The sequence below is a fragment of the Paraburkholderia acidipaludis NBRC 101816 genome (genome assembly GCF_000684975.1).
In the GTDB taxonomy this organism is placed as follows: Bacteria; Pseudomonadota; Gammaproteobacteria; order Burkholderiales; family Burkholderiaceae; genus Paraburkholderia; species Paraburkholderia acidipaludis.
Window position 1 is genome coordinate 83,755 of sequence record NZ_BAXZ01000009.1, and the last position, 23,963, is coordinate 107,717.

Sequence of the window (23,963 nt, forward strand, 5' to 3'; positions counted from 1 at the left end):
GCGGCACACGTGGGTAGTGGGTTCGTGAAAGGAAAGCCCGCAGCCGGGCTGCAAGAAGCGATCTTAGCGGATTCGATCTGGCGCCGTAACTTCGGTGGAAACGCGCCGAGGCGTGGAGCGCGCGGATTGCGCGGACGAAGCAGACGAAGCAGGGGCGAAAAAAAACCCGGATCGCCGTCCGGGTTTTTCTCTCACCTCGGGGAACACGCCGCGAGGCTCGGAACGCGCGTCGATCAGCCGCCGTACACGTCGAAGTCGAAGTACTTCGCTTCGATCTTCTTGTACGTGCCGTCCTTGATCATGTCGGCGATGGCCTTGTCGATCTTCGTCTTCAGGTCGGCGTCTTCCTTGCGCAGGCCGATGGCGGCCGCGCCCGTCGGGATTTCCTTGCCGGCGAACTGGAAGCCCGCGCCGCGCGGGGTCTTCAGGAAGCCCAGGTCGGCCTGCACTTCGTCTTGCAGCGCGGCGTCCAGACGGCCCGAGATCAGGTCGGCGTAGACCTGGTCCTGGTTCTGGTAAGGCACCACGTTCACGCCCTTGGGCGCCCAGTTTTCCTTCGCGTAGGTTTCCTGGATCGTGCCCTGCTCCACGCCCACCGACTTGCCCTTGAGCGAATCGGCCGTCGGCAGGAGGTTCGTGCCCTTCTTCGCGACGAGGCGCGTCGGCGTGTTGAACAGCTTCGCCGAGAACGCGATCTGCTCTTCGCGCTGCGGCGTGATCGTCATCGACGAGAGAACGCCGTCGAACTTCTTCGCCTTCAGGGCCGGGATCATGCCGTCGAAGTCCTGCTCGACCCACACGCACTTGGCGTTCAGGCGCTTGCAGATTTCGTTGCCGAGGTCGATGTCGAAGCCGACGAGCTTGCCATCCGGTGCTTTGGATTCGAACGGCGCGTAGCTGGCATCGACGCCGAAGCGGACGGTCGTCCAGTCTTTCGCGTGGGCGGCGCCGGCCGATACGGCCAGCAGGGCAACCGACAGGGCGGCAAGCAGTTTTTTCACTATGTGTACTCCTCGGATGGTTCATGGAGCGCCGCGTGCGGTCATGCCGCCGCGGCGCATTGTCCGGCGCGTTGTGCATCCCGGACTTTCTTTGGGCTTGCCGGCGCGAGAGCCGGCGGCGCGGGCAGAAGCTTACCCGGTCAAAATTGCTGCGTCGCTAGTGTAATACCGGATAGCGCAAGAATGCGCGCCGAAAGGAACCGCCGACGCCCGCTGGCGAGGGGCCTAAAGCCTTGCTGGGCAAGGCCCGGGCAGGAAGCTATGCGATCGGCATGAATTGTCTGCGAAAAGCGGAATGCGATGCCTGGTTGCAACAGTCGACGGCAAGCGGCGCCCGCCGTGCGGTTCAGACCACCCGCCTTCCCGCGAGATACGTGGCGCGCGGCACCGGCAAATCGTCGAGCATCGTCACGCGCACGAAGTCCGCGCGCAGGCCTGGCGTAATGGCGCCGCGGTCCGTGAGCCCGGCGCGGCGCGCCGGCTCCCACGAAATCGTCGCCATTGCGCGCGGCAGCGGCCAGCCGGCCTTGGTCACGAGGTCGAATGCCGCCGTGAGGAGGCTCGACGGCACGTAGTCGGACGAGAGGATGTCGAGCAGGTTCGCCTGCGCGAGCTCCAGCGCCGAAACGTTGCCCGAATGCGAGCCGCCGCGCACGAGGTTCGGCGCGCCCATGATGGTCGAGATGCCGCGCGCTTTCGCGGCCTCGGCCGCGATGCGCGTGGTCGGGAATTCGGCCAGCACGATGCCTTCCGCGGCGGCCTGCTCGACGTGCTCGACCAGCGTGTCGTCGTGGCTTGCGAGCGGAAGGTTGCGCGCCCGGCAGCGCTCGACGATCTGGCGGCGATGCGCGTCGGCGAAGCGCTGCTGCTCGTCGGCCAGTTCGGCCTGCATTGTCGCGGCCTCTTCGTCGGTCCACTTGCCGTAGCGCTCCTGGAAACGGCGCCATTGCTCGCGGTCGTGCCACTGGCGCTGGCCCGGCGTGTGGTCCATCACGGAGGCGAGGCGCAAAAGCGGGTGCGCGCTCAGCGTGTCGAAGAGTTCGATCACGTCCTGGGTCGCGATTTCGCAGCGCAGATGCAGGAAGTGCTCGGCGCGCAGCAGGCCGCGCTCCGAGAAGCGCGAGAGCGCCCCCGCGCAGGCGAGCTGCACCTCGCGGCCGCGCACGCCCACCGAAAGGCGCGTGCCGATGGCGAGCGCGTCGAATACGGTCGTGATGCCGGCCGCCGCGATCTGCGCGTCGTGGATCACAAACGCGGCGTCGGTATTCCAGTGCACGCCGGGGCGCGGCGCGAGGTGTTTCTCGAGATTGTCGGTGTGCAGTTCCACAAGGCCGGGCAGCAGATAGTCGCCCATCCAGTCCTCGGCCTCGGGGGCGGACGTCGTGCCGCGCGACAGCTCGCGGATCCGGCCGTCCTCCACGCGCAGCGTGCCGGTGAAAACCTCGTCTCGCGTCACGATGCGAGCGTTCTTGATCAACATCGTCTGGCTCCGTAAGCAGAACAGGTAGAGCGGTTTCAGGCGGCTTCGTTCAATGCCGTCTGCGCGCGCGGCGCGGTGAGCGCAAGGCGGCGCGTGGCGACGCGCTCGCGCGTGTCTTCGTCGTGGAAGACGCCGACGATCGCCGCGCCGAGTTCGCGCGCCTCGACAATCAGGCTCGACACCACCTCGCGATTCTCCGCATCGAGCGAGGCCGTGGGCTCGTCCAGCAGCAGCACGCGATGCCCGGCGATCAGGCCGCGCGCGATGTTCACGCGCTGCTGCTCGCCGCCCGAGAACGTCGCGGGGGCGAGTGACCAGAGCCGCCGCGGCACGTTTAGCCGTGCGAGCAGCGCTTCGGCGCGCGCGTGCGCCTCGCTTTGCGCCACGCCGCGCGCCACAAGCGGCGCCGCGACGAGGTCGCGCGTGGCGACGCGCGGAATCACGCGCAGGAACTGGCTCACATAGCCCACCACGTTGCGGCGCAGGCGCAGCACGTCATGCGGCGCCGCACCCGTGATTTCGAGGTGCTGCTCCGATGCATCGTCGTCGCGAATGGCGATCGAGCCGCCGCTCGCGAGGTAATTGCCGTAGAGGCAGCGCAGCAGCGTGCTCTTGCCCGCGCCGGACGGCCCGACGAGCACGACGCATTCGCCGCGCTCGACGTCCAGCGAGACGCCCGCGAGCGCTTCGATGCCGATGCCGCCCTGGCCGTGCAGCGTGAACGTCTTGCGCACATCCTGCGCGCGCAGCATCAGCGCGGGGCGCTCGACAAAGGCGCTTGCGTGGGGGGAGGAGGCGGTACGCATCATGTCGATCATCCTAGACCGGCAGCACGGAGGCCACCAGCGTCTGCGTGTAGGGGTGCTGAGGGTCGTCGAGCACCTGGTCGGTCAGGCCCGCTTCGACCACCGTGCCGCCCTGCATCACCATGAGCCGGTGCGCGAGCAGGCGCGCGACGCCGATATCGTGCGTCACGATCAGCACCGAAAGATGCAGCGTGGTCGTGAGCGTGCGCAGCAGATCGAGCAGGCGCGCCTGCACGGAGACGTCGAGGCCGGCCGTGGGCTCGTCCATGAAAACGAGGCGCGGGCCCGTGACGAGATTGCGCGCGATCTGCAAACGCTGCTGCATGCCGCCCGAGAACGCGGAGGGCAGTTCGTCGATGCGCGTGGCGTCGAGTTCCACGCGCTCCATCCATTGCTGGGCGGTGTGGCGGATCTGGCCGTAATGACGCGCGCCGACGGCCATGAGCGGCTCGCCGATGTTCGCGCCCGCGGAAACGCCGGCGCGCAGTCCGTCGCGCGGGTTCTGCTGCACGAAGCCCCATTCGGTGCGCATGATGCGGCGCCGGTGCGGCTCGGAGAGCGCGCGCAGGTCGAGCGCTTCGCCTCCCGAACTCACGTAGCGCAGTTCGCCGGAATCGGCCTCGGTGCGCAGGGCGAGCGCATTGAGCAGCGTGGTCTTGCCCGAGCCCGACTCGCCGACGATGCACAACACCTCGCCGGGGTACAGGTCGAAGCTCACGTCGCGGCAGCCATTGCGGCCGCCGTATTGCTTCGTGAGACGGCGGGCGCTCAGCAGGGGCGTCATGTCGGCTCTCCCTGTGCTTCACGGCGCTCGTGACAGTAATCGCTGTCCGAGCAGACGAACATGCGCTTGCCCGCATCGTCCACGATCATTTCGTCGAGGAAGCTTTCGCGCGAGCCGCAGAGCGCGCACGCATGCTCCCAGCGCTGGACTTCGAACGGATGATCGTCGAAGTCGAGGCTCTTGACCGGCGTCCAGGGCGGAATCGCGTAGATGCGGCGCTCACGGCCGGCGCCGAACAACTGCAGCGCGGCGTTCATGTGGAGCTTCGGATTGTCGAACTTGGGGATCGGCGAAGGCGCGGTGAGATAGCGGCCGTTGACCGTCACCGGATAGTCGTAGGTCGTCGCGATGCTGCCGTGCCGCACGATGTCCTCGTAGAGCTTCACGCTGATGAGGCCGTAGTCGGCGAGCGCGTGCAGCTTCCGGCATTCGGCCACGCGCGGCTCCAGCCGGAAGAGGGGCTCGGGCATCGGCACCTGATAGACGAGAATCTGGTTTTCCGTGAGCGGTGTTTCCGGAATGCGGTGGCGCGTCTGGATGATCGTCGCCTCGCGCGTGCGGCGCGTGGTCTTCACGCCCGTCGTGCGCGCGAAGAAGCGGCGGATGTTCACGGCGTTCGTGGTGTCGTCCGAGCCCTGGTCGATCACCTTGAGCGTGTCGTTCGCCCCGATGATCGCCGCGCTCACCTGGATGCCGCCCGTGCCCCAGCCATAGGGCAGCGGCATCTCGCGCGAGGCGAACGGCACCTGGTAGCCGGGCACCGCCACGGCCTTGAGCAGCGCGCGGCGGATCATGCGCTTGGTCTGCTCGTCGAGGTAGGCGAAGTTGTAGCCCTCGGCGGCCTGCGTTTCGTGGGAGGCGATGGGCGCGGCGAGCGTGGCGGGCGCGTTCATGCGGCCTCCTCGTTCGTCGGGTCCGGCTGTCCGTGCCGCTCGTGTTGTGCGCGCAGGCGGCGCACGAGTTCGAGTTCGGCCTGGAAATCGACGTAGTGCGGCAGCTTCAGGTGCTGCACGAAGCCCGAGGCCTCGACGTTGTCGCTGTGCGAGAGCATGAACTCGATGTCCTGGGTGGGCGAGGCGAGTGTTTCGCCCAGCTCCTCGGCACGCAGCGCGCGGTCCACTAGCGCCATCGCCATCGCCTTGCGCTCGGCGTGGCCGAAGGCGAGGCCGTAGCCTTGCGTGAAGGCGGGCGGCACGTCCTTGCTGCCCGCGAACTGGTTGACCATCTGGCATTCCGTCAACTCGATTTCGCCGATCTCGACGGCTTCGCCGAGCTCGTCCAGCATCATTTCTACGGAGACCGAACCAAATCGAATTTCGCCCGCGAACGGATGCGAGTGCGCGTAGCCGCGCTGCGTCGCATAGCCCATCGCCAGCAGGAAGCCTTCGTCGCCGCGCGCGAGATTCTGCAGGCGCACGGCGCGGTCGGCCGGAAACGACAGCGGTTCGCGCGAAAGATCGCCGGGTTCGGGCGCGCCGGGTGCAGGCGTTTCCTGCTCGATCAGGCCTTCCTTGTCGAGCAGCGAAATGACACGCGGCATCGGTGCCTGCGCTGCGGCGTCAGGCGATGCGGCTGCGTGCGACTCCGGGCTTTCCGCGCCTTCGCCAACGTCGCCGCCTTCGGCCAGCAGCGCGAAATCGAGCAGGCGCTGCGTGTAGTCGTAGGTCGCGCCAAGCACCTGGCCGCCCGGCACGTCCTTGAAGGTGGCCGAAATGCGGCGTGCCGCGTCCATCCGTTCCGTTTCTACGGGCTCCGTATAACCGAAGCGCGGCAACGTGGTGCGATAGGCGCGCAGCAGAAAAATGGCCTCGACGAGATCGCCGGCGGCCTGTTTGATGGCGAGTGCGGCAAGCTCTTCGTCGTACACCGAACCTTCGGCCATCACGCGCGCGACGGCGAGACGCAACTGCTCGCGAATCTGCGCGACGCTCAGTTCGGGCACGCGCGTGTCGCCGCGGCGCGCCTCGTCGAGCAGGCGCCACGACGCTTCGATCGCGCGCTCTCCCCCTTTGACGGCGACGTACATCAGTTCATCTCCACGCGGGTAGTGCGCGGCAGGCCGACCAGCCGGCCGCCGCAGACGAGATAGAAGTCGATGCCGCACGGAAAGAGCGGGCCCAGCGCGGCACGTTCCTGCCAGAAGCGCTCGGGCAGGCCGACCGGCGCGATCGTGCGAGCATTTTCGATGCCCGGCCCGCGCAGCGTGACGGGCGCGCCGCCCGTGAGCGAGGCGACGCGCACGAACACGGTAGCCGACAGCTCGGGCGATTCGGGCGTGCCGATGGCGAACGAAGCGAGCGGCGGCAGCGCCGCGGCGTCGTGCACGTAGACGAACGCGGCTTCGCCAGGTGCGGCGGCGAGCGGCGCGTCCGCGTGAAAGCGCAGTGCGGCACTGAGCGCGGCGTCGGGCTGCGCGAGCCACACGGGCGTGGCGTAGTCGGCGAGCGCAAGCAGCGAAGCGAACGCCGCAAGGCCGGCGCGTTCGCCGCCGTTCGTGGCGCCGGCGGCGGGCAGCACCGTTTCGATCACGCCGATGCGGCCCGGACGCGCGAGCGCGTCGAGCAGCGTGCGAAACACGGCCTGGGTGTCGTGAACGGGATCGGCAAAACCGGGCGCGAGCGTGTCGAGCGCGAGGTGTGCGGCTTGCGGGTTAAGGGCGGTTTGGCGTTCGTCGATCATGCGTCACCTCGAACCATGGTGAAAAACTCCACTTTTGTGCCGGCAGTGGCGGCACGGCGCGCGGCACGTTGCGCCTCTGCGCGCGCGGCGAGCGGCACGATCAGTTGCGCGTGCAACGAGGCGTGGCGCTCGGGCTGCTGCAGGAGCGCGTCGGCGAGCGCGGCCAGTTCGGCGCGGCGCTTGTCGCGTCCCAGGTGACAGGCCACCCCCACCGTGCCGTTGCCAGCGCCGTTCGCGCCGCGCAGGCGCAGCGTGGCGCGCGTGACGGTGGCTTCGCCGAGATTGAAGGCATTGCCGGTGCCGCCGATGCGGCCGCGCACCATCGCGAGGCCCGTTTGCGGCGGGCGCAGCCAGTCGAAGGCAGGCGCGGCGGCGCCTTCCAGCGCGGCCGCGAACGCCGCTTCGAGATCCTCGCGCGGCGTGCGGGCGAGCACCGCCATCCATGCGCGCCGCGATGCGGCCGGGGGCGGGACGGAGGTAGCGTTCATCTGCGGTTCCTGTGTCGTGAACGGGAGAGTCCTGCGAACGTCGCTGCAGTTCGTTATTGGACCATCTATTCATCTAAACGTCTAGACGTCTGGTCATGCAGTCGTCTACATGCAGCGAAGGGGATGTTTTCATATTTCCATCACGCCTTGCGCACTACAATGCGGGAAGCGCTATTGAACCCGGAAGGAATGACAGCACCATGACATCGAACGACGACGCGCCGCAGGGCGCCCGGCTCGAGCGCGGCGCAGGCGTGGCGGTGTGGCGGCAGATCGAACAGATACTCTCGGCCGAAATCGCGGCGCAGGGCTTCGGCGAGGACGGCCGCCTGCCGAGCGAAGGCGAGCTGGCCAGGCGCTTCGACGTGAACCGCCACACGGTGCGGCGCGCGATGCTCGGCCTCGCGGCAAGCGGGCTCGTGAGCGTCGAGCAGGGGCGCGGCACCTTCGTTCAGCCGGGCGCGATCGACTATACGATCGGCAGGCGCACGCGCTTTACCGAAAACCTCCGGCAGCACCAGCAAGCGGCGGTGGGCAAGCTGCTGTCGTCGTCGCGCGTGAAAGCGGAGCCGACCGTCGCGAAGGCGCTGGGCATTCGCGCGGGCGCGCTGGTCTATCGGATCGAGACGCTGCACGAGCTGGACGGCGTGCCGCTCACCTATGCGCGCAACTGGTATCCGGCCGCGCGCTTCGCCGACCTGCCCGCCGTGATGGAGCGCTTCGACAGCACCTCGAAGGCGCTGGCCGAATACGGCGTGGCGGACTATCTGCGTAAATGGAGCCGCATCGGCAGCGCGCTGCCCGAGCCCGAGGTGGCGCGGCGGCTGAACATCAACCGGCAGCAGCCCGTGCTCGTGGTCGAAAATGTGGACGTCGACATGGACGGCACGCCGATCAAGTACGGCATCACGCACTTCGCGGCCGACCGCGTGCAGCTGATGGTGGAGCACGACGTATGACGGACGCAGCCGAAGCCTTGGGCGACGCCGCGCGCTTCGCGATCTACTATGCGCCGCCGCGCGAATCGGCCTTTTGGCGAGCGGGCTGCGCGTGGCTCGGCCGCGATCCGGAGAGCGGTGAAGCGCTGCATGCGCCGCAGCCTGCGGGTCTTGCCCGGCCGCTCGCCGAGGTCACCGTCGCGCCGCGCCGCTATGGCTGGCACGGCACGCTAGTGCCGCCGTTTCGCCTCGCGCCCGGCGTGACCCCCGAGGCGCTGCTGGCCGCCGCGCAGCAATGGGCCGCGACGCGGTCGCCCTTTGCATTGACCGTCGAGGCGGCGACGCTCGGCCGCTTCGTCGCCCTGCGTCCCGCCGACGAAGCGGGCGACGCCGCCGTGTGCGAGCTCGCTGCCGACGCGCTGCGCACGCTGGCGGCGCTGCGGGCCGCGCAGACTCCGGCCGAGCTCGCGCAACGGCTCGACGCGCCGCTCACGGCGCGCCAGCGCGCCTATGTCGAGGCATGGGGCTACCCGTACATCTTCGACGAATACCGGTTCCACATGACGCTCTCCGATTCGCTCGACGATGCGCACGAGCGGCACGCGCTCGTGGCGGCGTGGAACGCGCAGATGGCGGAAGCGGGTGCGCTGCCGGTGGACGGTGTCGCGCTCTTCGTCGAACCGCGGCCGGGTGCGCCGTTTGCGCTGTGGCGCCGGGTGGCGTTCGCGGGAGGGAGGCCGCGCCGATGAACGACCGGCTGATTTACCTGATGGGGCCTTCGGGGGCGGGCAAGGACTCGTTGCTGGGTTTTGCGCGCGCACGCCTCGCGGCCGAGGGCGTGGTGCTGGCGCACCGCTACATCACGCGCGCCGAAGGCGGCGGCGAGAACCACATTGCGCTCACCGATCACGAGTTCGACGCACGCGCCCGGCTCGGCCTTTTCGCGCTGCAGTGGCGCAGCCATGCGCTGCGCTACGGGATCGGCGTGGAGATCGACCAGTGGCTCGGGCTCGGCTGCACGGTGGTGGTGAACGGCTCGCGCGCCTACATGGGCGAGGCGCTCAAGCGCTATCCGCAGATGACGCTCGTGCATGTCGAGGCGGCGCACCCCGTGCTGGCGGCGCGCCTCGCCTCGCGCGGACGCGAAACGCCCGCGCAGATCGCCGCGCGTCTCGCGCGCCAGGCGCCGTTCGAGGTGCCGGCAGGCGCGTGCCTGGCGCGCATCGACAATTCGGGGCGGCTGGAAGAGGCCGGCGAGGCGTTCGTGGAGGTGGTGCGCCGCGTGGCGGCGGGCCGCTGAGCGCGGGTTCGCGCGTGGCCTGGAAGCCGGGGATGCGGCGCCTTTCGCGCGCCCGGCGCCGTGGTGTGCCGCCACCTGGCCGCGCAGCGACGCTCAGGTGCGTCGCGCCACCATGCCGGAGACGCGCTGCGCGGCCTGCTGGAGCGGTTCGAGGAAGGTCTTGACCATCTGCTTCGCCGAGGTCCGCTGCGCATTCCCGCTGATGTTCATTGCCGCGATCACGCGGCCCTGGCGGTTGCGGATAGGCGCGGAGATCGAGATCAGGCCGCCTTCCAGTTCCTGGTCGACGATGGCCCAGCCCTGCTGGCGCACCTGGGCGATGACCTTCTTCAGCTCGTCCTTGTCGGTGACGGTGCGCGGCGTGTGCGCGTAGAGCGGCGAGGCGCCGAGCGTGGCGTCGAGCGCGTCCTCGTCGAGCGCCGCGAGCAGCACCCGCCCCATCGACGTGCAATACGCCGGCAGGCGGCTCCCGATCGAGAGGTTGATCGTCATGATCTTGTGCGTGGGCACGCGCAGGACGTAGACGATTTCCGTGCGGTCGAGCACCGCTGCCGAGCAGCTTTCGTGCACCTGCCCCGAGAGCTCTTCCATGACCGGTTCGGCCAGGTTCCAGAACGGCATCGACGTGAGGTAGGCGAAGCCCAGGTCGAGGATCTTCGGCGTGAGGCGGAAAAGGCGGCCTTCTGCCTCGACGTAGCCGAGCGTCTGCAGCGTGAGCAGGATGCGGCGCGCGCCGGCGCGCGTGAGGCCGGTGGCGGCGGCGACGTCGGTGAGGGTCTGCTCGGGGCGTTCGGCGTTGAACGCGCGGATCACCGAAAGTCCGCGGGCGAACGACTGCACATAGGAGTCGCCCGGCTTGTCGGGGATCTCCGGCTGCTCGGCGGGACGGTCGGGCGAGGCACTGGATGCAGAGGTCATGGGCGTCGGAAAAGGGCTCGGCGGCGCGTAACGAACCCATGACGATAGCGCAAGCGCCCTGTTTCGCCAACCGGCGGCGCGGGGGGCCGCTGCGCGCGAGAGTGCCGGAAGTGGCGAAAGCGCTCAAGCGTCATTGATTTTGGTCAATTGTTTATCTCTTTATTTTTGATTTTGCATCTGCCTTGCTTTGGGTCCAAGGGTGTGCGCGCGGATATTGGCTTGATTTTATAAATATGCTTTCGCTCGGCAGTGAATGCCGATTCGAATTAATGGCGTGCCGGGAAACGTCGAGTGGTGAATAAAAGGATAGGTCGACGCTTTCGCGTCAGCCTCGCCGGCAGCCTGGAACGAGCCGCGGCGCGTTCTCATAGCTGGGGTGAAAGATTTTAGAAAGCATAATGCGTCCATCCGCCGCGCCAGTTTGAGCGAGATTTAGCGAATCGAGATCAAATTAGATTCGAATATCTTTCCGTAGAATTTTGCCGAGCACGATACGGGTGCATTTCTCGCGATTTCTTGCGATGTAAATGCGTTAAAGCGTCCAAAAATCGTTTAACGGAAAGACGGGCAAACATGACAGACAGAAAGGCCTTCAAAAGGTGGCTCATCCCCCTCGGCAGCGGGCTGGCCGCAACGCTTTCGGGGTGCAGCGGCAACTTCCCGCTGCTCGACCCCAAGGGCAGCGTGGGCGTGGCCGAAAAATCGCTCATCGCCACGGCCACGGGCGCCATGCTGCTGGTGGTGGTGCCCGTGATCATCCTTACGCTGCTGTTCGCATGGCGCTACCGCGCGTCGAACCGCCATGCCGTCTATGCGCCGAAGTGGGCGCACTCCACGGCCATCGAGGTCGTGGTCTGGGCCATTCCCGCCGTGATCATTCTCTTCCTCGGCGTCCTCACGTGGCGGACCTCGCACGAGCTCGACCCGTACAAGCCGCTCGAGTCGAATGTGAAGCCCATCAACGTCGAAGTCGTCGCGCTCGACTGGAAGTGGCTCTTCATCTATCCGGATCTCGGCATCGCCACGGTGAACCAGCTGGCCGTGCCGGTGGGCACGCCGGTCAATTTCCGCATCACGTCGGATTCGGTGATGAACTCGTTCTTCATCCCGCAGCTGGGCACCCAGGTTTACGCGATGGCGGGCATGCAGACGCGCCTGCACCTGATTGCAGATGAACCTGGCAACTTCGAGGGCCTTTCGGCCAACTACAGCGGCCGCGGCTTCTCGGACATGAAGTTCCGCACGCTCGCGACGAGCCGGGGCGACTTCGACGCATGGGTCAGGAAGGTCAAGGCCTCGGCCGGCTCGCTCGGCATGGACCAGTACGCCGCAGTCGCGCAGCCCGGCGAGAAGGCGCCCGTGCAGTACTTCTCGACGGTCGACCCGAGGCTCTTCAACAACATCATTGCGAAGTACAACAACGGCCACGTCACGGACTTCAGTGACGCTGCCTGCGGTACGAAGGGGTAACGCATGTTCGGCAAACTCACATTAGACGCGATTCCGTTCGATCAGCCGATCATCATGGGCGCCGCGGCGTTCATGGCGCTGATCGTCGTCGCGGTGCTCGGTCTCGTGACCGTGACGGGGAAGTGGAAGTACCTCTGGAGCGAGTGGCTCACGAGCGTCGACCACAAGCGCATTGGCCTGATGTATATCATCGTGGCCGTGCTCATGCTGGTGCGCGGCTTCGCCGACGCCGTGATGATGCGCATCCAGCAGGCCATCGCCTTCAACGGGCCGGGCTACCTGCCGCCGCATCATTACGACCAGATCTTCACGGCGCACGGCGTCATCATGATCTTCTTCATGGCGATGGCGCTCATGGTCGGCCTCTTCAACCTCGTCGTGCCGCTGCAGATCGGCGCGCGCGACGTGGCGTTCCCGTTCCTGAACTCGCTGTCGTTCTGGATGACGGCGATCAGCGCGATTCTGATCAACCTGTCGCTCGTGATCGGCGAGTTCGCGCAGGTGGGCTGGCTCGCCTATCCGCCGCTCTCCGAGCTGCAATACAGCCCGGGCGTGGGGGTGGACTACTACATCTGGGCGCTGCAGCTTTCGGGCGTGGGCACGCTGATCACCGGCGTCAACTTCTTCGTCACGATCATCAAGATGCGCGCGCCGGGCATGAGCCTCATGAAGATGCCCGTGTTCACGTGGACGGCGCTTTGCTCGAACGTGCTCATCATGGCCACGTTCCCGATCCTCGCCATCGCGGTCGCGCTGCTCGGCCTCGACCGCTACCTCGGCATGCACTTCTTCTCGAACGATGCCGGCGGCAACCCGATGCTGTATCTGAACCTGATCTGGGCCTGGGGCCACCCCGAGGTGTACATCCTCGTGCTGCCCGCGTTCGGCATCTATTCGGAGGTCATGGCCACGTTCTCGAAGAAGCCGCTGTTCGGCTACAAGACGATGGTCTATGCCACGTGCGTGATCATGGTTCTCGCGTTCCTCGTGTGGGCGCACCACTTCTTCACGATGGGGTCGGGCGCCGACGTCAACGCGTTCTTCGGCATTATGACCATGGTCATTGCGATCCCCACGGGCGTGAAGATCTTCAACTGGCTGTTCACGATGTATCGCGGCCGCGTGCATTTCACGGCGCCGGTGCTCTGGACGATCGGCTTCATGGTGACGTTCTCGATCGGCGGCATGACGGGCGTGATGATGGCGATTCCGGGCGCGGATTTCGTGCTGCACAACTCGCTCTTCCTCGTTGCGCACTTCCATAACGCAATCATCGGCGGCGTGGTGTTCGGCTACCTCGCGGGAGTTCACTACTGGTTCCCGAAAGTGTTCGGCATCAAGCCCAGCGAAAAGCTCGGCAAGGCCTCGTTCTGGTGCTGGTTCGTCGGTTTCTACGTGGCGTTCGTGCCCATTTACGTGCTCGGCTTCATGGGCATGACGCGCCGGACCAACCACTACGACAACCCCGACTGGCAGTCGTGGCTGATCGTGGCCGCGATCGGCGCCGCGATCATCGCGCTCGGCGTGGTGTTCCAGGTGCTGCAGTGGGTGATGGCGTTCGTGAACCGCAACAAGGCCGAATGGCAGGACGTCACGGGCGACCCGTGGGACGGCCGGACGCTGGAGTGGTCGACCTCGTCGCCGCCGCCGGTCTATAACTTCGCGGTCATCCCGCAGGTTAGCGATATCGACGCGTTCGCGCACATGAAGGAGTCGGGCCAGGGCCTCGGCCTTGCGGACAAATACAGCGATATCCATATGCCGTCCAACACCGCGGCGGGTTTCTTCGTCGGCATGTTCAGCCTCGTGCTCGGCTTTGCCGGCGTGTGGCACATCACCTGGCTCGGCGTGCTCGCGTTCGCGGCGGTGGTGCTGACCATCGCCATTCGCAGCTTCGGCGATAACGACGGCTACTACATTCCGGCGGCAAAGGTTCGCGAGATCGAGGAGCGACGCCATGGCGCCGCTGCCGCGGTGAATCGTCGCGAAATGGTCGCTGAGGAGGCTTACTGATGTTACAGAAAACCAACGCGGCAACGCTTGCCGAACTCGATCATCACGATCATCCGCCTTCGAACTCGGTATTCGGGTTCTGGGTGTACCTGATGACGGACTGCGTGCTGTTCGCGGCGCTGTTCGCTACCTTCGGCGTGCTGGGGCACCAGTACGCGGGCGGGCCTACGGGCAAGGACCTGTTCGATATTCCCGGTGTCGCGATCGAGACGGCGGTGCTGCTGCTTTCCAGCATCACGTACGGCTTCGCGATGCTGGGCGCTCACCAGGGCAAGCGCGGTGTCGTGCTTGGCTGGCTCGCCGTCACGTTCATACTGGGTGTGACCTTCCTCGCGTTCGAGTTGCGCGAGTTCTCGCACCTGATCGCGGACGGTGCCGGCCCGCAGCGCAGTGCATTCCTGTCCTCGTTCTTCACGCTGGTCAGCACCCATGGGCTGCACGTGTTCTTCGGCCTCGTCTGGATGGTCGTGATGATGATCCACGTGCTTCGCAAGCCGGAACTCGGCGAAAAGGAAATTCGCGGGCTGACCTGCCTGAGCCTCTTCTGGCACTTCCTCGACGTCGTTTGGATCTGCGTGTTTACTTTTGTCTATCTCGGGAGCGTGCTCTAAATGGCTCATTCTTCCTCGGCCGCCGGCGGTGCCGCCCATGGCACCGCTCATGGCACATTCAGCAGCTATCTCACAGGCTTCGTTCTTTCCGTAATCCTTACGGCGGGCGCGTTCGGCATCGTGTTGCACGGTGCGCTGGATCCCACTACGGCGATCATCGTGCTGGCCGTGCTGGCGTTCGTGCAGGTGGTTGTCCACCTCGTGTTCTTCCTGCACCTGAACGCGTCGGCGGGGCAGGGCTGGAACGTGCTGTCGCTCGCTTATACCGTGCTCGCCGCCGCTTTCCTCATTTTCGGCACGATCTGGGTGATGCATAACGTCAGCCTGAACATGATGTCGCGCTGATCCCACCCCTTTCGGGGGGGGCAGTGCGTGGCTTGCCCGGGTATCGACCGGCCGCATAGACTCTCAGTCTGTGCGGCCGTTTTGTTTCCGGTGCGAGGCCTTGTGCTTGACACCGTTTGCGCACGCCGCCTATCATGCATGGCAATTGTTCGATAAACGACCAATGGTTCGTATATAGAACAAAATGCATCTGGACCGGCGCGCTCGAAGTTGGGTTTCGTCCGCGCAGTCCGTCAAACTGGAGACGTTCATGACGGAAGCTTTTCTGTGCGACGCGATTCGCACCCCCATCGGGCGCTATGCCGGCGCTCTCGCGCAGGTCCGTGCCGACGACCTCGGCGCCGTGCCGCTCAAGGCCCTGATGGAGCGCAACAAGGAAGTCGACTGGTCGGCGGTTGACGACGTGATCTACGGTTGCGCCAATCAGGCCGGCGAGGACAACCGCAATGTGGCGCGCATGTCGCTGCTGCTCGCAGGGTTGCCGCAGGCCGTGCCGGGGTCGACCGTCAACCGCCTGTGCGGTTCGGGAATGGATGCGGTCGGCATCGCCGCGCGCGCGCTCAAGTCGGGCGAGACCGGGCTGATGGTGGCGGGCGGGGTCGAGAGCATGAGCCGTGCGCCCTTCGTCATGGGCAAGGCCGCGAGCGCCTTTTCGCGTGACGCCGCGATCTACGATACGACGATCGGCTGGCGCTTCGTGAACCCGCTGATGAAACAGCTGTACGGCGTCGATTCGATGCCGGAAACGGGCGAAAACGTTGCGGTCGACTACAACGTGAGCCGTGCCGATCAGGACGCCTTCGCCCTGCGCAGCCAGCAGAAGGCGGCACGCGCCCAGGCCGACGGCACGCTCGCGCAGGAGATCGTCGCGGTCACCATCGCGCAGAAGAAGGGCGATCCGATCGTCGTTTCGCGCGACGAGCATCCGCGTGAGACGAGCCTCGAAGCGCTCGCGAAGCTCAAGGGCGTGGTGCGCCCGGACGGTTCGGTGACGGCCGGCAACGCCTCCGGCGTCAACGACGGCGCCTGTGCGCTGCTGCTCGCCAACGAGGAGAACGCGAAGCGCTACGGCTTGACGCCGCGCGCGCGCGTACTCGGCATTGCCACGGCAGGCGTTGCGCCGCGCGTGATGGGCATCGGTCCGGCGCCCGCAACGCAAAAACTGCTCGCGCGCCTGAACATGACGATCGACCAGTTCGACGTGATCGAGCTGAACGAGGCGTTCGCGTCGCAGGGGCTGGCCGTGTTGCGCATGCTCGGCGTAGCGGACGACGATCCTCGCGTGAATCCCAATGGCGGCGCGATCGCGCTCGGTCACCCGCTCGGCATGAGCGGCGCGCGTCTCGTCACGACGGCGATGTACCAGTTGCAGCGCACGCAAGGCCGCTACGCACTGTGCACGATGTGCATCGGCGTGGGACAGGGCATTGCGATGGCGATCGAACGACTCTGATTGCCGCCCTGCTCGCCTGATCCTGCAGGGCCAGATTCACAGACGCCGCGAATCGAATGATTCGCGGCGTTTTTGTTTCCCGTGCGCGAACGTGCTGCGGCCGACTCCGTCGCGAAGCATTTCGAGATGCAAAACAATTACCGAATTCGTATCGAATTTGTGAACACCAGATGCGAGGAATTCACTTACCTTGATCCATGGTGGATAACGTGAAAGTATTCCGGCCCACTAACGGTCAGCTTTTTTTAACGCTCGCGTAGAATCGTCCGCACTTCGGTGCACCTACGCTGCACCGTCGATTGCAGCGGCATTTCAGGCTAACTTGATGAGGAGAACGCGGATGATGAAAGCAGCAACGTTTGGTGCAGCCTTGGTTCTCGGCATGGCGGCCGTGCAACCGGCTATCGCGCAAGACGCGCTCGCAAGCGCTGCGCAGGCCGTGGTCGCCAACGCCGAGCCGGTTCATGTCCAGGCACAGATCGTCGGCATCGACCGTACGGCGCGCGTGGTGACGCTGCGCGGTCCGCGCGGCAACGAAGTGGATATCGGCATCGGGCCGCAGGTCGGAAACTTCGATCAGCTAAATGTCGGCGATACCGTCGACGTGCTCTACAAGAATGCGCTGCTCGTCACGGCCGACAAGGTCACGGGCAAGGACAAGGGGATTCGCAAGCGCGTCGATACGAGCGTTTATATCCCGGCGTCGTCGGGTTACAGCACGGCGCGCCAGGTCGAGGTGCAGGCCACGGTTCAGCACATCGATGTGAAGAAGCGCAAGGTGACGCTGCGCGGCGCCTATCAGACCGTGACGCTGGATGCCACGCCTGACATCGACCTCAAGTCGCTGAAGGTTGGCGACACGATCCACGCCGTGTTCGTGTCCGCTTACGCGACGCAGGTTACGCCGGTCGGCGCGACGCAATAAGCGCGGTTTCCCGCGCGGCAAATGAAAGCGCCGGGGTGCAGCGAGTCGATCGCTGCACCCCGGCGCTTTTTCATGCGAGGCGGGAGCCCGCTATGCTTTACAGACCGCCCATGCACATGTACTTCACGACCACGTAGTCGTCTACGCCATAGTGCGAGCCTTCGCGGCCGAGGCCCGACTGCTTCACGCCGCCGAACGGCGCGACTTCGTTCGAGATCAGGCCGGTGTTGATCCCCACCATGCCGTACTCGAGCGCTTCGGCCACACGCCATACGCGGCCGATGTCGCGGCTATAGAAGTACGCCGCGAGACCGAATTCGGTATCGTTCGCCATCCTGATCACTTCTTCGTCCGACGAGAAGCGGAACAGGGGGGCGAGCGGGCCGAACGTTTCGTCGCGCGCGACCTTCATCGCGGGCGTTACGCCCGTGAGGACGGTCGGCTCGAAGAAGCCGTGTCCGAGCGCGTGGCGCTTGCCGCCCGTCGCGACCTGCGCGCCCTTCGCGAGCGCGTCTTCGATGTGCGATTCCACCTTCAGCACGGCCGCTTCGTTGATGAGCGGGCCTTGCGTCACGCCCGGCTCGGTGCCGAGGCCGACCTTCAACTGCTCGACGGCGTTGCGCAGCTTCGCGGCGAAAGCGTCGTACACCTTGTCGTGCACGTAGAAGCGATTCGTGCAGACGCAGGTCTGGCCGCTGTTGCGGTACTTCGAAGCGATCGCGCCCGCGACGGCCGCGTCGAGATCGGCATCTTCGAACACGATGAACGGCGCGTTGCCGCCCAGTTCCAGCGAGACCTTCTTGACGGTCGGCGCGCACTGGCCCATCAGCAGGCGGCCAACGGGCGTCGAGCCCGTAAACGAGAGCTTGCGCACGGTGGCGTTGCTCGTCATTTCGCCGCCGATGGACTTCGGGTCGCCGGTCACGACGCTGAACACGCCGGCCGGCACGCCCGCACGCTGCGCGAGCACGGCCATTGCCAGCGCCGAGAACGGCGTCGCTTCGGCCGGCTTCACGACGATCGGGCAGCCCGCGGCGAGCGCCGGGCCTACCTTGCGCGTGATCATCGCGGCCGGGAAGTTCCACGGCGTGATGGCGGCGCAGACACCCACCGGCTCTTTCGTGACGACGATGCGGCGGTCGTTCGCGACCGTGGGGATCGTGTCGCCGTAAATGCGCTTGCCTTCTTCGGCGAACCATTCGAGGAACGAGGCGGCGTAGCCGATTTCGCCCTTTGCTTCGGCGAGCGGCTTGCCCTGTTCGGTCGTGAGGATCAGCGCGAGGTCGTCCGCGTGTTCCAGCATCAGGTCGTGCCACTTGCGCAGGATCGCGGCACGCTCCTTGGCGGTTTTCGCGCGCCATGCCGGCCATGCTGCGTTGGCGGCCGCGATGGCGCGGCGCGTTTCGGCTGCGCCCATCTTCGGCACCGTGCCGATCAGTGCGCCGGTGGCGGGATTCGTCACGTCGAACGTGGCGCCGTCTTCGGCCCCCTGCCATTCACCGGCGAGGAAGGCCTTGTTTTGCAGCAGCGATGCGTCTTTCAGGTTCATGGTTGAACTCCAGGCAGCTTGCGATGATCAGGCGGTAACGCCGACCGCTTCCTTGACCGACTCTTCGAGGATGGCGAGGGCTTCGTCGAACACGTTGTCCTGGATCGTCAGCGGGAACAGGAAGCGCACGACGTTCGAGTACACGCCGCACACGAGCAGCAGCAGACCGCGCTCGAGCGCCGCCGTCTGCACGCGCTTCGTGAAGTCGGCGTCCGGCTCGTTCGAGCCCGGCTTGCAGAACTCGACGGCGTTCATCGCGCCCGGGCCGCGCACGTCCGCGATCTGCGGCACGTCGGCCTTCATCGCGTCGAGCCTGGCCTTGAGCTTGTCGCCCAGCCTCGTGGCGCGCTCGCAGAGCTTTTCTTCGTCGATGATGTCGAGCACCGCGTGCGCCGAAGCGACGGCCAGCGGGTTGCCCGCATACGTGCCGCCGAGGCCGCCGGGCGCGGCCGCGTCCATGACTTCCGCGCGGCCGACCACGCCCGACAGCGGCATGCCGCCTGCCAGGCTCTTGGCGATCGTCATGAGGTCGGGCGTGACGTCGTAGTGTTCCATCGCGAACAGCTTGCCGGTGCGCGCGAAGCCCGTCTGCACTTCGTCGGCGATCAAGAGGATGCCGTGCGTGTCGCAGATCTGGCGCAGGCCGCGCACGAAGTCGGCGGGTGCCTGGTAGAAGCCGCCTTCGCCCTGGACCGGCTCGAAGATGATCGCGGCCACGCGCTTCGGATCGATGTCGGCCTTGAACAGCGTTTCGATCGCCTTCAGCGAGTCGGCGGTCGTGATGCCGTGGACCGAGTTCGGGTACGGGGCGTGGTAGACGTCGGCCGGGAACGGGCCGAAGTTCAGCTTGTACGGGGCGACCTTGCCCGTGAGCGCCATGCCCATCATCGTGCGGCCATGGAAGCCGCCCGCGAAGGCGATCACACCCGGACGGCCGGTGGAGGCGCGCGCGATCTTGACGGCGTTTTCGACGGCTTCGGCGCCGGTCGTGAAGAAGGCGGCCTTTTTGGCGAAGTGGCCCGGCGCGCGCTTCGCGACCTTCTCGGCCAGCGAGACGTACGACTCGTAAGGCACGATCTGGTAGGCGGTGTGCGTGAAGCGGTCGAGCTGTTCCTTGATCGCCGCGACGATCTTCGGATGGCGGTGGCCCGTGTTGCACACGGCAATGCCGGCCGCGAAGTCGATGAAGCGGCGGCCTTCCACATCCCACAGTTCCGCGTTCTCCGCGCGCGCGGCGTAGAAGTTGCACATCACGCCCACGCCGCGCGGGGTGGCGGCGTCCTTGCGGCTTACCAGTTCAGCGTTCTTCACGGTTCATCTCCTTGGCAGACGATTTTGGGGTATCGGTGGCGGGTATTCAGGCCGCCGTCGAGCCGGAAACGGGCAACAGGGCAGCCGATGAAGCGACTATACTGACATTTGGCTCCAAGTTTCAGAGCCATTCAATGAAATTATCAGGAGCCAATTCGATGCGAGCGAGCGTCCTGTCCGACTGGCTGGCCCAGCGGCTCGACCGCGGGAGCACTCAGCCGGTGTACCGGCAGCTTCACCGGCTGCTGCAGCAGGCTATCCTCTCGCGCGAACTGCCGGCCGGGGCGCGCGTGCCTTCGTCGCGGCTGCTGGCGGCGGAACTGGCCATTGCGCGCAACACCGTCACCCAGGTCTATGAGCAGCTCGTGCTGGAAGGTTATGTGATCTCGACGACCGGGCGCGGGACTTACGTGGCCGACACGTCGCCGGACGAGATCGTCGGGGCGAACGAGCCCGGCTCATTGGGGCTGGATCAAACAAGGCGTGCGATTGCGGGCGGCCTGCCTGGTCTCACGCAGGCCGCGCCGCGCATCGCTCCGCCGGCTGCCGAGCGAACGGCGGCGCCCGCTGCCGGCACGGCCGCGTCCTTAAGCGCGCCCGCTACGCCAGGCGCTACGCATGCCTCGCGCGAAGCGGTACGGGCGCTCTCCGCGCGCGGCGCGCGGCTGATCGCGGGCGCGGGCGTCTCGAAGCGCCAGGGCGGCGCGTTCATGCCGGGCGTGCCCGATGTCTCGCGCTTCCCGTCGCGCGTCTGGACACGTCTGCACAACAAGTACTGGCGCAGCCTGCGCCCCGATCTGCTCACCTATGCGCCGGGCGGCGGGCTCGCGCTGCTGCGCCATGTGCTGGCCGACTATCTGCGCACGGCGCGCTCCGTGCGGTGCTCGCCGGAGCAGATCATCATCACGACCGGCATTCATCAGTCGGTCGACCTGGCCGTGCGCCTGCTCACCGATTCCGGCGACGTGATCTGGACCGAGGATCCCTGCTACTGGGGCCTGCGCAGCGTGCTGCAGGTTTCGGGGCTGAACCCGCGCCCGATCGCCGTGGATGGCGAAGGCATCAACCCGTCGGCCGAGGACTTCGCCGTGCCGCCGAAGCTGATCCTCGTGACGCCCTCGCACCAGTACCCGCTCGGCATGGTGATGAGCCTCGCGCGCCGCCGCATGCTGCTCGAATACGCGCGCCAGCACCAGTGCTGGATCATCGAGGACGACTACGACAGCGAGTTCCGCTATGGCAGCCGCCCGCTCGCGTCGCTGCAGGGCCTCGACACGGCGGGGCAGGTGATCTACGTGGGGAGCTTCGGCAAGACGTTGTTTCCGGGCTTGCGCGTGGGGTATCTGGTCGCGCCGGAGGGGCTGGCGGAAAGCTTCGCGACCGCGAGCGCGGAGCTTTATCGCGAGGGCCAACTGTTGCAGCAGGCGGTGCTGGCCGAGTTCATCGCGGAGGGGCACTTCACGTCGCACATCCGCAAGATGCGCGGGCTCTATGGGCAGCGCCGCCAGGCGCTGCTGGACGCCGCCGCGAGCCGCTACGGCGAGGCGCTGCCCGCGATGGGCGGCGACGCCGGCCTGCACGTGGTCATGCAATTGCCCGAGGGCTGCGACGACCGCGCCGTGGCGGAAGCTGCGCTCGCACGCAACATCGTCGTGCGGCCTTTGTCGGGCTATTACGCAGCGCGCGCCCGCGCCGCGTCGGGTTTGCTGATCGGCTATGCCTGCGTGCCCGACGAGGAGATCGCCCCGGCGTTCGACACGCTCGGCGAGGCGATCGACGCGACGCTGCCGCTCTTTGCCTGAGTTTCGTTTGAAGTCCGCGCACGCGGCGCATCGCCCGAAGCCTGTCGTCATGCGAAGGAATGCTGACGTTATGTGACGACTGCGTGACGCCGCGGATCTGTCATGCGCAAGGCACCCCCAAGGCGCTATATTGTGGGCGGCGTGCGTGCCGCCGCGGTTCCTTTCGACAACCCTTCCATCATCGCCCACCGAGTGCATCGATGCGCCAGGCCCTGAGCTTTCTGCCCGACAGCTTTGCCGAGTACGAGGATCTCAAGGCGATCCTCGATGCGGGCAGCCGCTGGCTCTCGATCCGCAGCGCGGGAGAGGTGGAAGTGCGCGGCCGCTCGTTCGAGCTCTACGCCGCGAGCATTGGATCGAACGATCCTTGCGCGCCCGCCATCGGCTTTTTCGGCGGCATACATGGGCTGGAGCGGATCGGCTCGCAACTCGTGCTCGACTACATGCGCGCGCTCGTGGGGCGGCTGGCGTGGGACGAGCTGCTCATGCAGCAGCTCGAATCGATACGGCTCGTGATGGTGCCCATCCTGAATCCGGGCGGCATGTGGCTCGCCACGCGCGCGAATCCGAACGGCGTGGACCTGATGCGCAACGCGCCGCAGGACGCCGACGAGCGCGTGCCGTTTCTCGCGGGCGGCCAGCGGGTGGGCTCGTGGCTGCCATGGTATCGCGGCCGGCGCGGCGCGCCGATGGAAGTGGAAGCGGCGGCGCTCCTGAAGATCGTGGACGAAGAGCTGGCGTCGCGCACGCTCAGCTTCGCGCTCGATTGTCATTCGGGCTATGGCTGGAACGACAGCATCTGGTTTCCGTACGCGCGCACGCGCAAGCTCATGCGCCATCTGCCGGAGATGTACATGCTCAAGACGATGTTCGAGCGCGCGCATCCGCATCACGGCTATACCTTCGAACCGCAGAGCCACCAGTATCTGCTGCACGGCGATCTCTGGGACTGCGCCTACGATCGCGCGCCCTCGCAGAACGTGTTTCTGCCGCTCACGCTCGAACTCGGTTCGTGGCTGTGGATCAAGAAGAATCCGCGCCAGATTTTCTCGCGCCAGGGCATGTTCAATCCCGTGATGCAGCATCGCACCGCGCGCGTACTGCGTCGTCATGCGAACCTGTTCGAGTTTCTCACGCGCGCCGCGTACTCCGCGCGGTGCTGGCTGCCCCAGGGCGCGCAGCGCCAACAGCTGCTGCAAAACGCGATCGGGCATTGGTACCGGCAGCCGGGCGCATGAGCGCGGGCCCCTGGATCCTGCTGCGCGGTCTCACGCGCGAGTCGCGTCACTGGGGCGCGTTTGTGCCGATGCTCGAAGCGGCGACGGGCCGCGTGCTGCCCATCGACCTGCCGGGCAACGGCGCCGCGGCGCAGATGCGCTCGCCTGCGCGGGTGGAGGCGTTCGTCGACGCGGTGCGTGCCGAGATCGAGCGGTGCGGTGGGCGGGCGCCGTACCGCGTGCTGGCGATGTCGCTGGGCGGCATGGTTGCGACGGCCTGGGCGCTGCGCTATCCCGGCGAAATCGAACGGCTCGTGCTCGTGAACACGAGCATGCGGCCATACAGCCGCTTCTACGAGCGTCTGCGGCCGGCCGCGTGGCCGTCGCTCATGCGGGCGGCGCTCGCCTGGCGCGATGCTGCGGGGCCGGCCGAAGCGCTGATCCACGCGCGTACCTGCGAGCGTCGCGATACGCTCGCTGCGGATCTGGATGCATGGCGCGCGATCCGTGCCGGCACACCGGTTAGCCGCGCGAACGCATTGCGCCAGTTGTGGGCCGCCGCGCGCTATGCGGCGCGAGGCGTGCCGAACTGCTCTGTGCTCGTGGTGTCGGCACGGGGCGATCGTCTCGTGAATCCCGTGTGCTCGGCGCGGCTCGCACGCGCATGGCATGCGCCGCACGCGGCGCATCCATGGGCCGGGCACGACTTGCCGCATGACGACCCGCAATGGCTCGTGGCGGCGCTGCTCGCGCTGGAGGAGGAAGGGTTGCCAGGCGCCGCGATGGGCGCATCGCGATCCGTTGGCTCATAATAGGGCGCGTTATCCAGCCTTCCGCTGCCTCATTCAGCCTCACTCAGCCTCATCGCGAACG

23 protein-coding genes are annotated in these 23,963 nt (G+C 66.6%); 12 read left to right on the forward strand and 11 right to left on the reverse strand.

Annotation, left to right across the window (positions count from 1 at the left end; all coding sequences use genetic code 11):
- Positions 1–233 precede the first annotated feature (233 nt).
- The 8 genes from BAC01S_RS12265 to phnG form a co-directional block, all read right to left on the reverse strand.
- Positions 234–1,001: an ABC transporter substrate-binding protein gene (locus tag BAC01S_RS12265; RefSeq protein WP_027795028.1), complete on the reverse strand. Its 768-nt coding sequence runs from the start codon at positions 999–1,001 to the stop codon at positions 234–236.
- Between the two features lie 346 nt (positions 1,002–1,347).
- The gene (locus tag BAC01S_RS12270; RefSeq protein WP_027795029.1) at positions 1,348–2,481 is read right to left on the reverse strand and encodes an alpha-D-ribose 1-methylphosphonate 5-triphosphate diphosphatase; all 1,134 of its coding nucleotides are present in this window, start codon (positions 2,479–2,481) and stop codon (positions 1,348–1,350) included.
- 35 nt (positions 2,482–2,516) lie between these two features.
- Positions 2,517–3,290, reverse strand: a complete 774-nt coding sequence (gene phnL / locus BAC01S_RS12275; protein WP_027795030.1) for a phosphonate C-P lyase system protein PhnL — start codon at positions 3,288–3,290, stop codon at positions 2,517–2,519.
- A gap of 10 nt (positions 3,291–3,300) precedes the next feature.
- A complete protein-coding gene (phnK, locus tag BAC01S_RS12280) occupies positions 3,301–4,071 on the reverse strand; it encodes a phosphonate C-P lyase system protein PhnK (protein WP_027795031.1) in 771 nt (256 codons plus the stop codon).
- Positions 4,068–4,964: an alpha-D-ribose 1-methylphosphonate 5-phosphate C-P-lyase PhnJ gene (locus tag BAC01S_RS12285; RefSeq protein ID WP_027795032.1), complete on the reverse strand. Its 897-nt coding sequence runs from the start codon at positions 4,962–4,964 to the stop codon at positions 4,068–4,070. Before BAC01S_RS12285 ends, phnK begins: the two co-directional genes overlap by 4 nt.
- Complete coding sequence (locus BAC01S_RS12290; protein WP_027795033.1) at positions 4,961–6,097, reverse strand: carbon-phosphorus lyase complex subunit PhnI; 1,137 nt, start codon at positions 6,095–6,097, stop codon at positions 4,961–4,963. Before BAC01S_RS12290 ends, BAC01S_RS12285 begins: the two co-directional genes overlap by 4 nt.
- Complete coding sequence (gene phnH, locus BAC01S_RS12295) at positions 6,097–6,750, reverse strand: phosphonate C-P lyase system protein PhnH (protein WP_043202047.1); 654 nt, start codon at positions 6,748–6,750, stop codon at positions 6,097–6,099. The genes BAC01S_RS12290 and phnH overlap by 1 nt, the downstream gene beginning before the upstream one ends.
- On the reverse strand, positions 6,747–7,238 hold the full coding sequence (gene phnG / locus BAC01S_RS12300; RefSeq protein WP_027795035.1) for a phosphonate C-P lyase system protein PhnG: 492 nt from the start codon (positions 7,236–7,238) through the stop codon (positions 6,747–6,749). Before phnG ends, phnH begins: the two co-directional genes overlap by 4 nt.
- A 200-nt stretch (positions 7,239–7,438) precedes the next feature.
- Between phnG and phnF the strand changes: the two genes are divergently transcribed.
- Genes phnF through phnN form a run of 3 tightly spaced genes read left to right on the forward strand, consistent with a single transcriptional unit; the run spans position 7,439 to position 9,476 of the window.
- Entirely contained in the window at positions 7,439–8,197 is a 759-nt protein-coding gene (gene phnF, locus BAC01S_RS12305) for a phosphonate metabolism transcriptional regulator PhnF (RefSeq protein WP_027795036.1), read from the forward strand.
- Positions 8,194–8,925, forward strand: coding sequence for a DUF1045 domain-containing protein (locus BAC01S_RS12310; protein ID WP_027795037.1), 732 nt, complete (start codon positions 8,194–8,196; stop codon positions 8,923–8,925). The genes phnF and BAC01S_RS12310 overlap by 4 nt, the downstream gene beginning before the upstream one ends.
- Positions 8,922–9,476, forward strand: a complete 555-nt coding sequence (phnN, locus tag BAC01S_RS12315) for a phosphonate metabolism protein/1,5-bisphosphokinase (PRPP-forming) PhnN (RefSeq protein ID WP_027795038.1) — start codon at positions 8,922–8,924, stop codon at positions 9,474–9,476. The genes BAC01S_RS12310 and phnN overlap by 4 nt, the downstream gene beginning before the upstream one ends.
- Before the next feature lie 93 nt (positions 9,477–9,569).
- Here the strand turns inward: phnN and BAC01S_RS12320 are convergent, their stop codons facing one another.
- Positions 9,570–10,394 carry an IclR family transcriptional regulator gene (locus tag BAC01S_RS12320; protein WP_043202050.1) on the reverse strand — a complete coding sequence of 275 codons (825 nt, stop codon included), beginning with the start codon at positions 10,392–10,394 and terminating at the stop codon, positions 9,570–9,572.
- Between the two features lie 573 nt (positions 10,395–10,967).
- Between BAC01S_RS12320 and cyoA the strand changes: the two genes are divergently transcribed.
- The 6 genes from cyoA (at position 10,968) to BAC01S_RS12350 (ending at position 17,211) form a co-directional block, all read left to right on the forward strand.
- On the forward strand, positions 10,968–11,864 hold the full coding sequence (gene cyoA / locus BAC01S_RS12325) for a ubiquinol oxidase subunit II (protein WP_043202053.1): 897 nt from the start codon (positions 10,968–10,970) through the stop codon (positions 11,862–11,864).
- Positions 11,865–11,867: 3 nt separating this feature from the next.
- Positions 11,868–13,877 carry a cytochrome o ubiquinol oxidase subunit I gene (gene cyoB, locus BAC01S_RS12330; RefSeq protein WP_027795041.1) on the forward strand — a complete coding sequence of 670 codons (2,010 nt, stop codon included), beginning with the start codon at positions 11,868–11,870 and terminating at the stop codon, positions 13,875–13,877.
- Positions 13,877–14,488: a cytochrome o ubiquinol oxidase subunit III gene (gene cyoC, locus BAC01S_RS12335; protein WP_027795042.1), complete on the forward strand. Its 612-nt coding sequence runs from the start codon at positions 13,877–13,879 to the stop codon at positions 14,486–14,488. The genes cyoB and cyoC overlap by 1 nt, the downstream gene beginning before the upstream one ends.
- On the forward strand, positions 14,489–14,833 hold the full coding sequence (gene cyoD / locus BAC01S_RS12340) for a cytochrome o ubiquinol oxidase subunit IV (protein WP_027795043.1): 345 nt from the start codon (positions 14,489–14,491) through the stop codon (positions 14,831–14,833).
- A gap of 250 nt (positions 14,834–15,083) precedes the next feature.
- Positions 15,084–16,286, forward strand: a complete 1,203-nt coding sequence (gene pcaF, locus BAC01S_RS12345; protein ID WP_027795044.1) for a 3-oxoadipyl-CoA thiolase — start codon at positions 15,084–15,086, stop codon at positions 16,284–16,286.
- Between the two features lie 343 nt (positions 16,287–16,629).
- Positions 16,630–17,211: a hypothetical protein gene (locus BAC01S_RS12350; protein ID WP_027795045.1), complete on the forward strand. Its 582-nt coding sequence runs from the start codon at positions 16,630–16,632 to the stop codon at positions 17,209–17,211.
- Positions 17,212–17,308: 97 nt separating this feature from the next.
- On the opposite strand, the gene gabD is transcribed toward BAC01S_RS12350, so the two are convergent.
- On the reverse strand, positions 17,309–18,760 hold the full coding sequence (gene gabD, locus BAC01S_RS12355; protein ID WP_027795046.1) for an NADP-dependent succinate-semialdehyde dehydrogenase: 1,452 nt from the start codon (positions 18,758–18,760) through the stop codon (positions 17,309–17,311).
- Between the two features lie 27 nt (positions 18,761–18,787).
- Positions 18,788–20,071, reverse strand: coding sequence for a 4-aminobutyrate--2-oxoglutarate transaminase (locus BAC01S_RS12360; protein WP_027795047.1), 1,284 nt, complete (start codon positions 20,069–20,071; stop codon positions 18,788–18,790).
- 158 nt (positions 20,072–20,229) lie between these two features.
- Between BAC01S_RS12360 and pdxR the strand changes: the two genes are divergently transcribed.
- The 3 genes from pdxR to BAC01S_RS12375 all read left to right on the forward strand — a co-directional run bounded on the left by pdxR (position 20,230) and on the right by BAC01S_RS12375 (position 23,902).
- Positions 20,230–21,873 carry a MocR-like pyridoxine biosynthesis transcription factor PdxR gene (pdxR, locus tag BAC01S_RS12365; RefSeq protein WP_027795048.1) on the forward strand — a complete coding sequence of 548 codons (1,644 nt, stop codon included), beginning with the start codon at positions 20,230–20,232 and terminating at the stop codon, positions 21,871–21,873.
- 200 nt (positions 21,874–22,073) lie between these two features.
- On the forward strand, positions 22,074–23,111 hold the full coding sequence (locus BAC01S_RS12370; protein WP_043202057.1) for a M14 family zinc carboxypeptidase: 1,038 nt from the start codon (positions 22,074–22,076) through the stop codon (positions 23,109–23,111).
- Entirely contained in the window at positions 23,108–23,902 is a 795-nt protein-coding gene (locus tag BAC01S_RS12375; RefSeq protein ID WP_027795050.1) for an alpha/beta fold hydrolase, read from the forward strand. Before BAC01S_RS12370 ends, BAC01S_RS12375 begins: the two co-directional genes overlap by 4 nt.
- Positions 23,903–23,963: the final 61 nt, after the last annotated feature.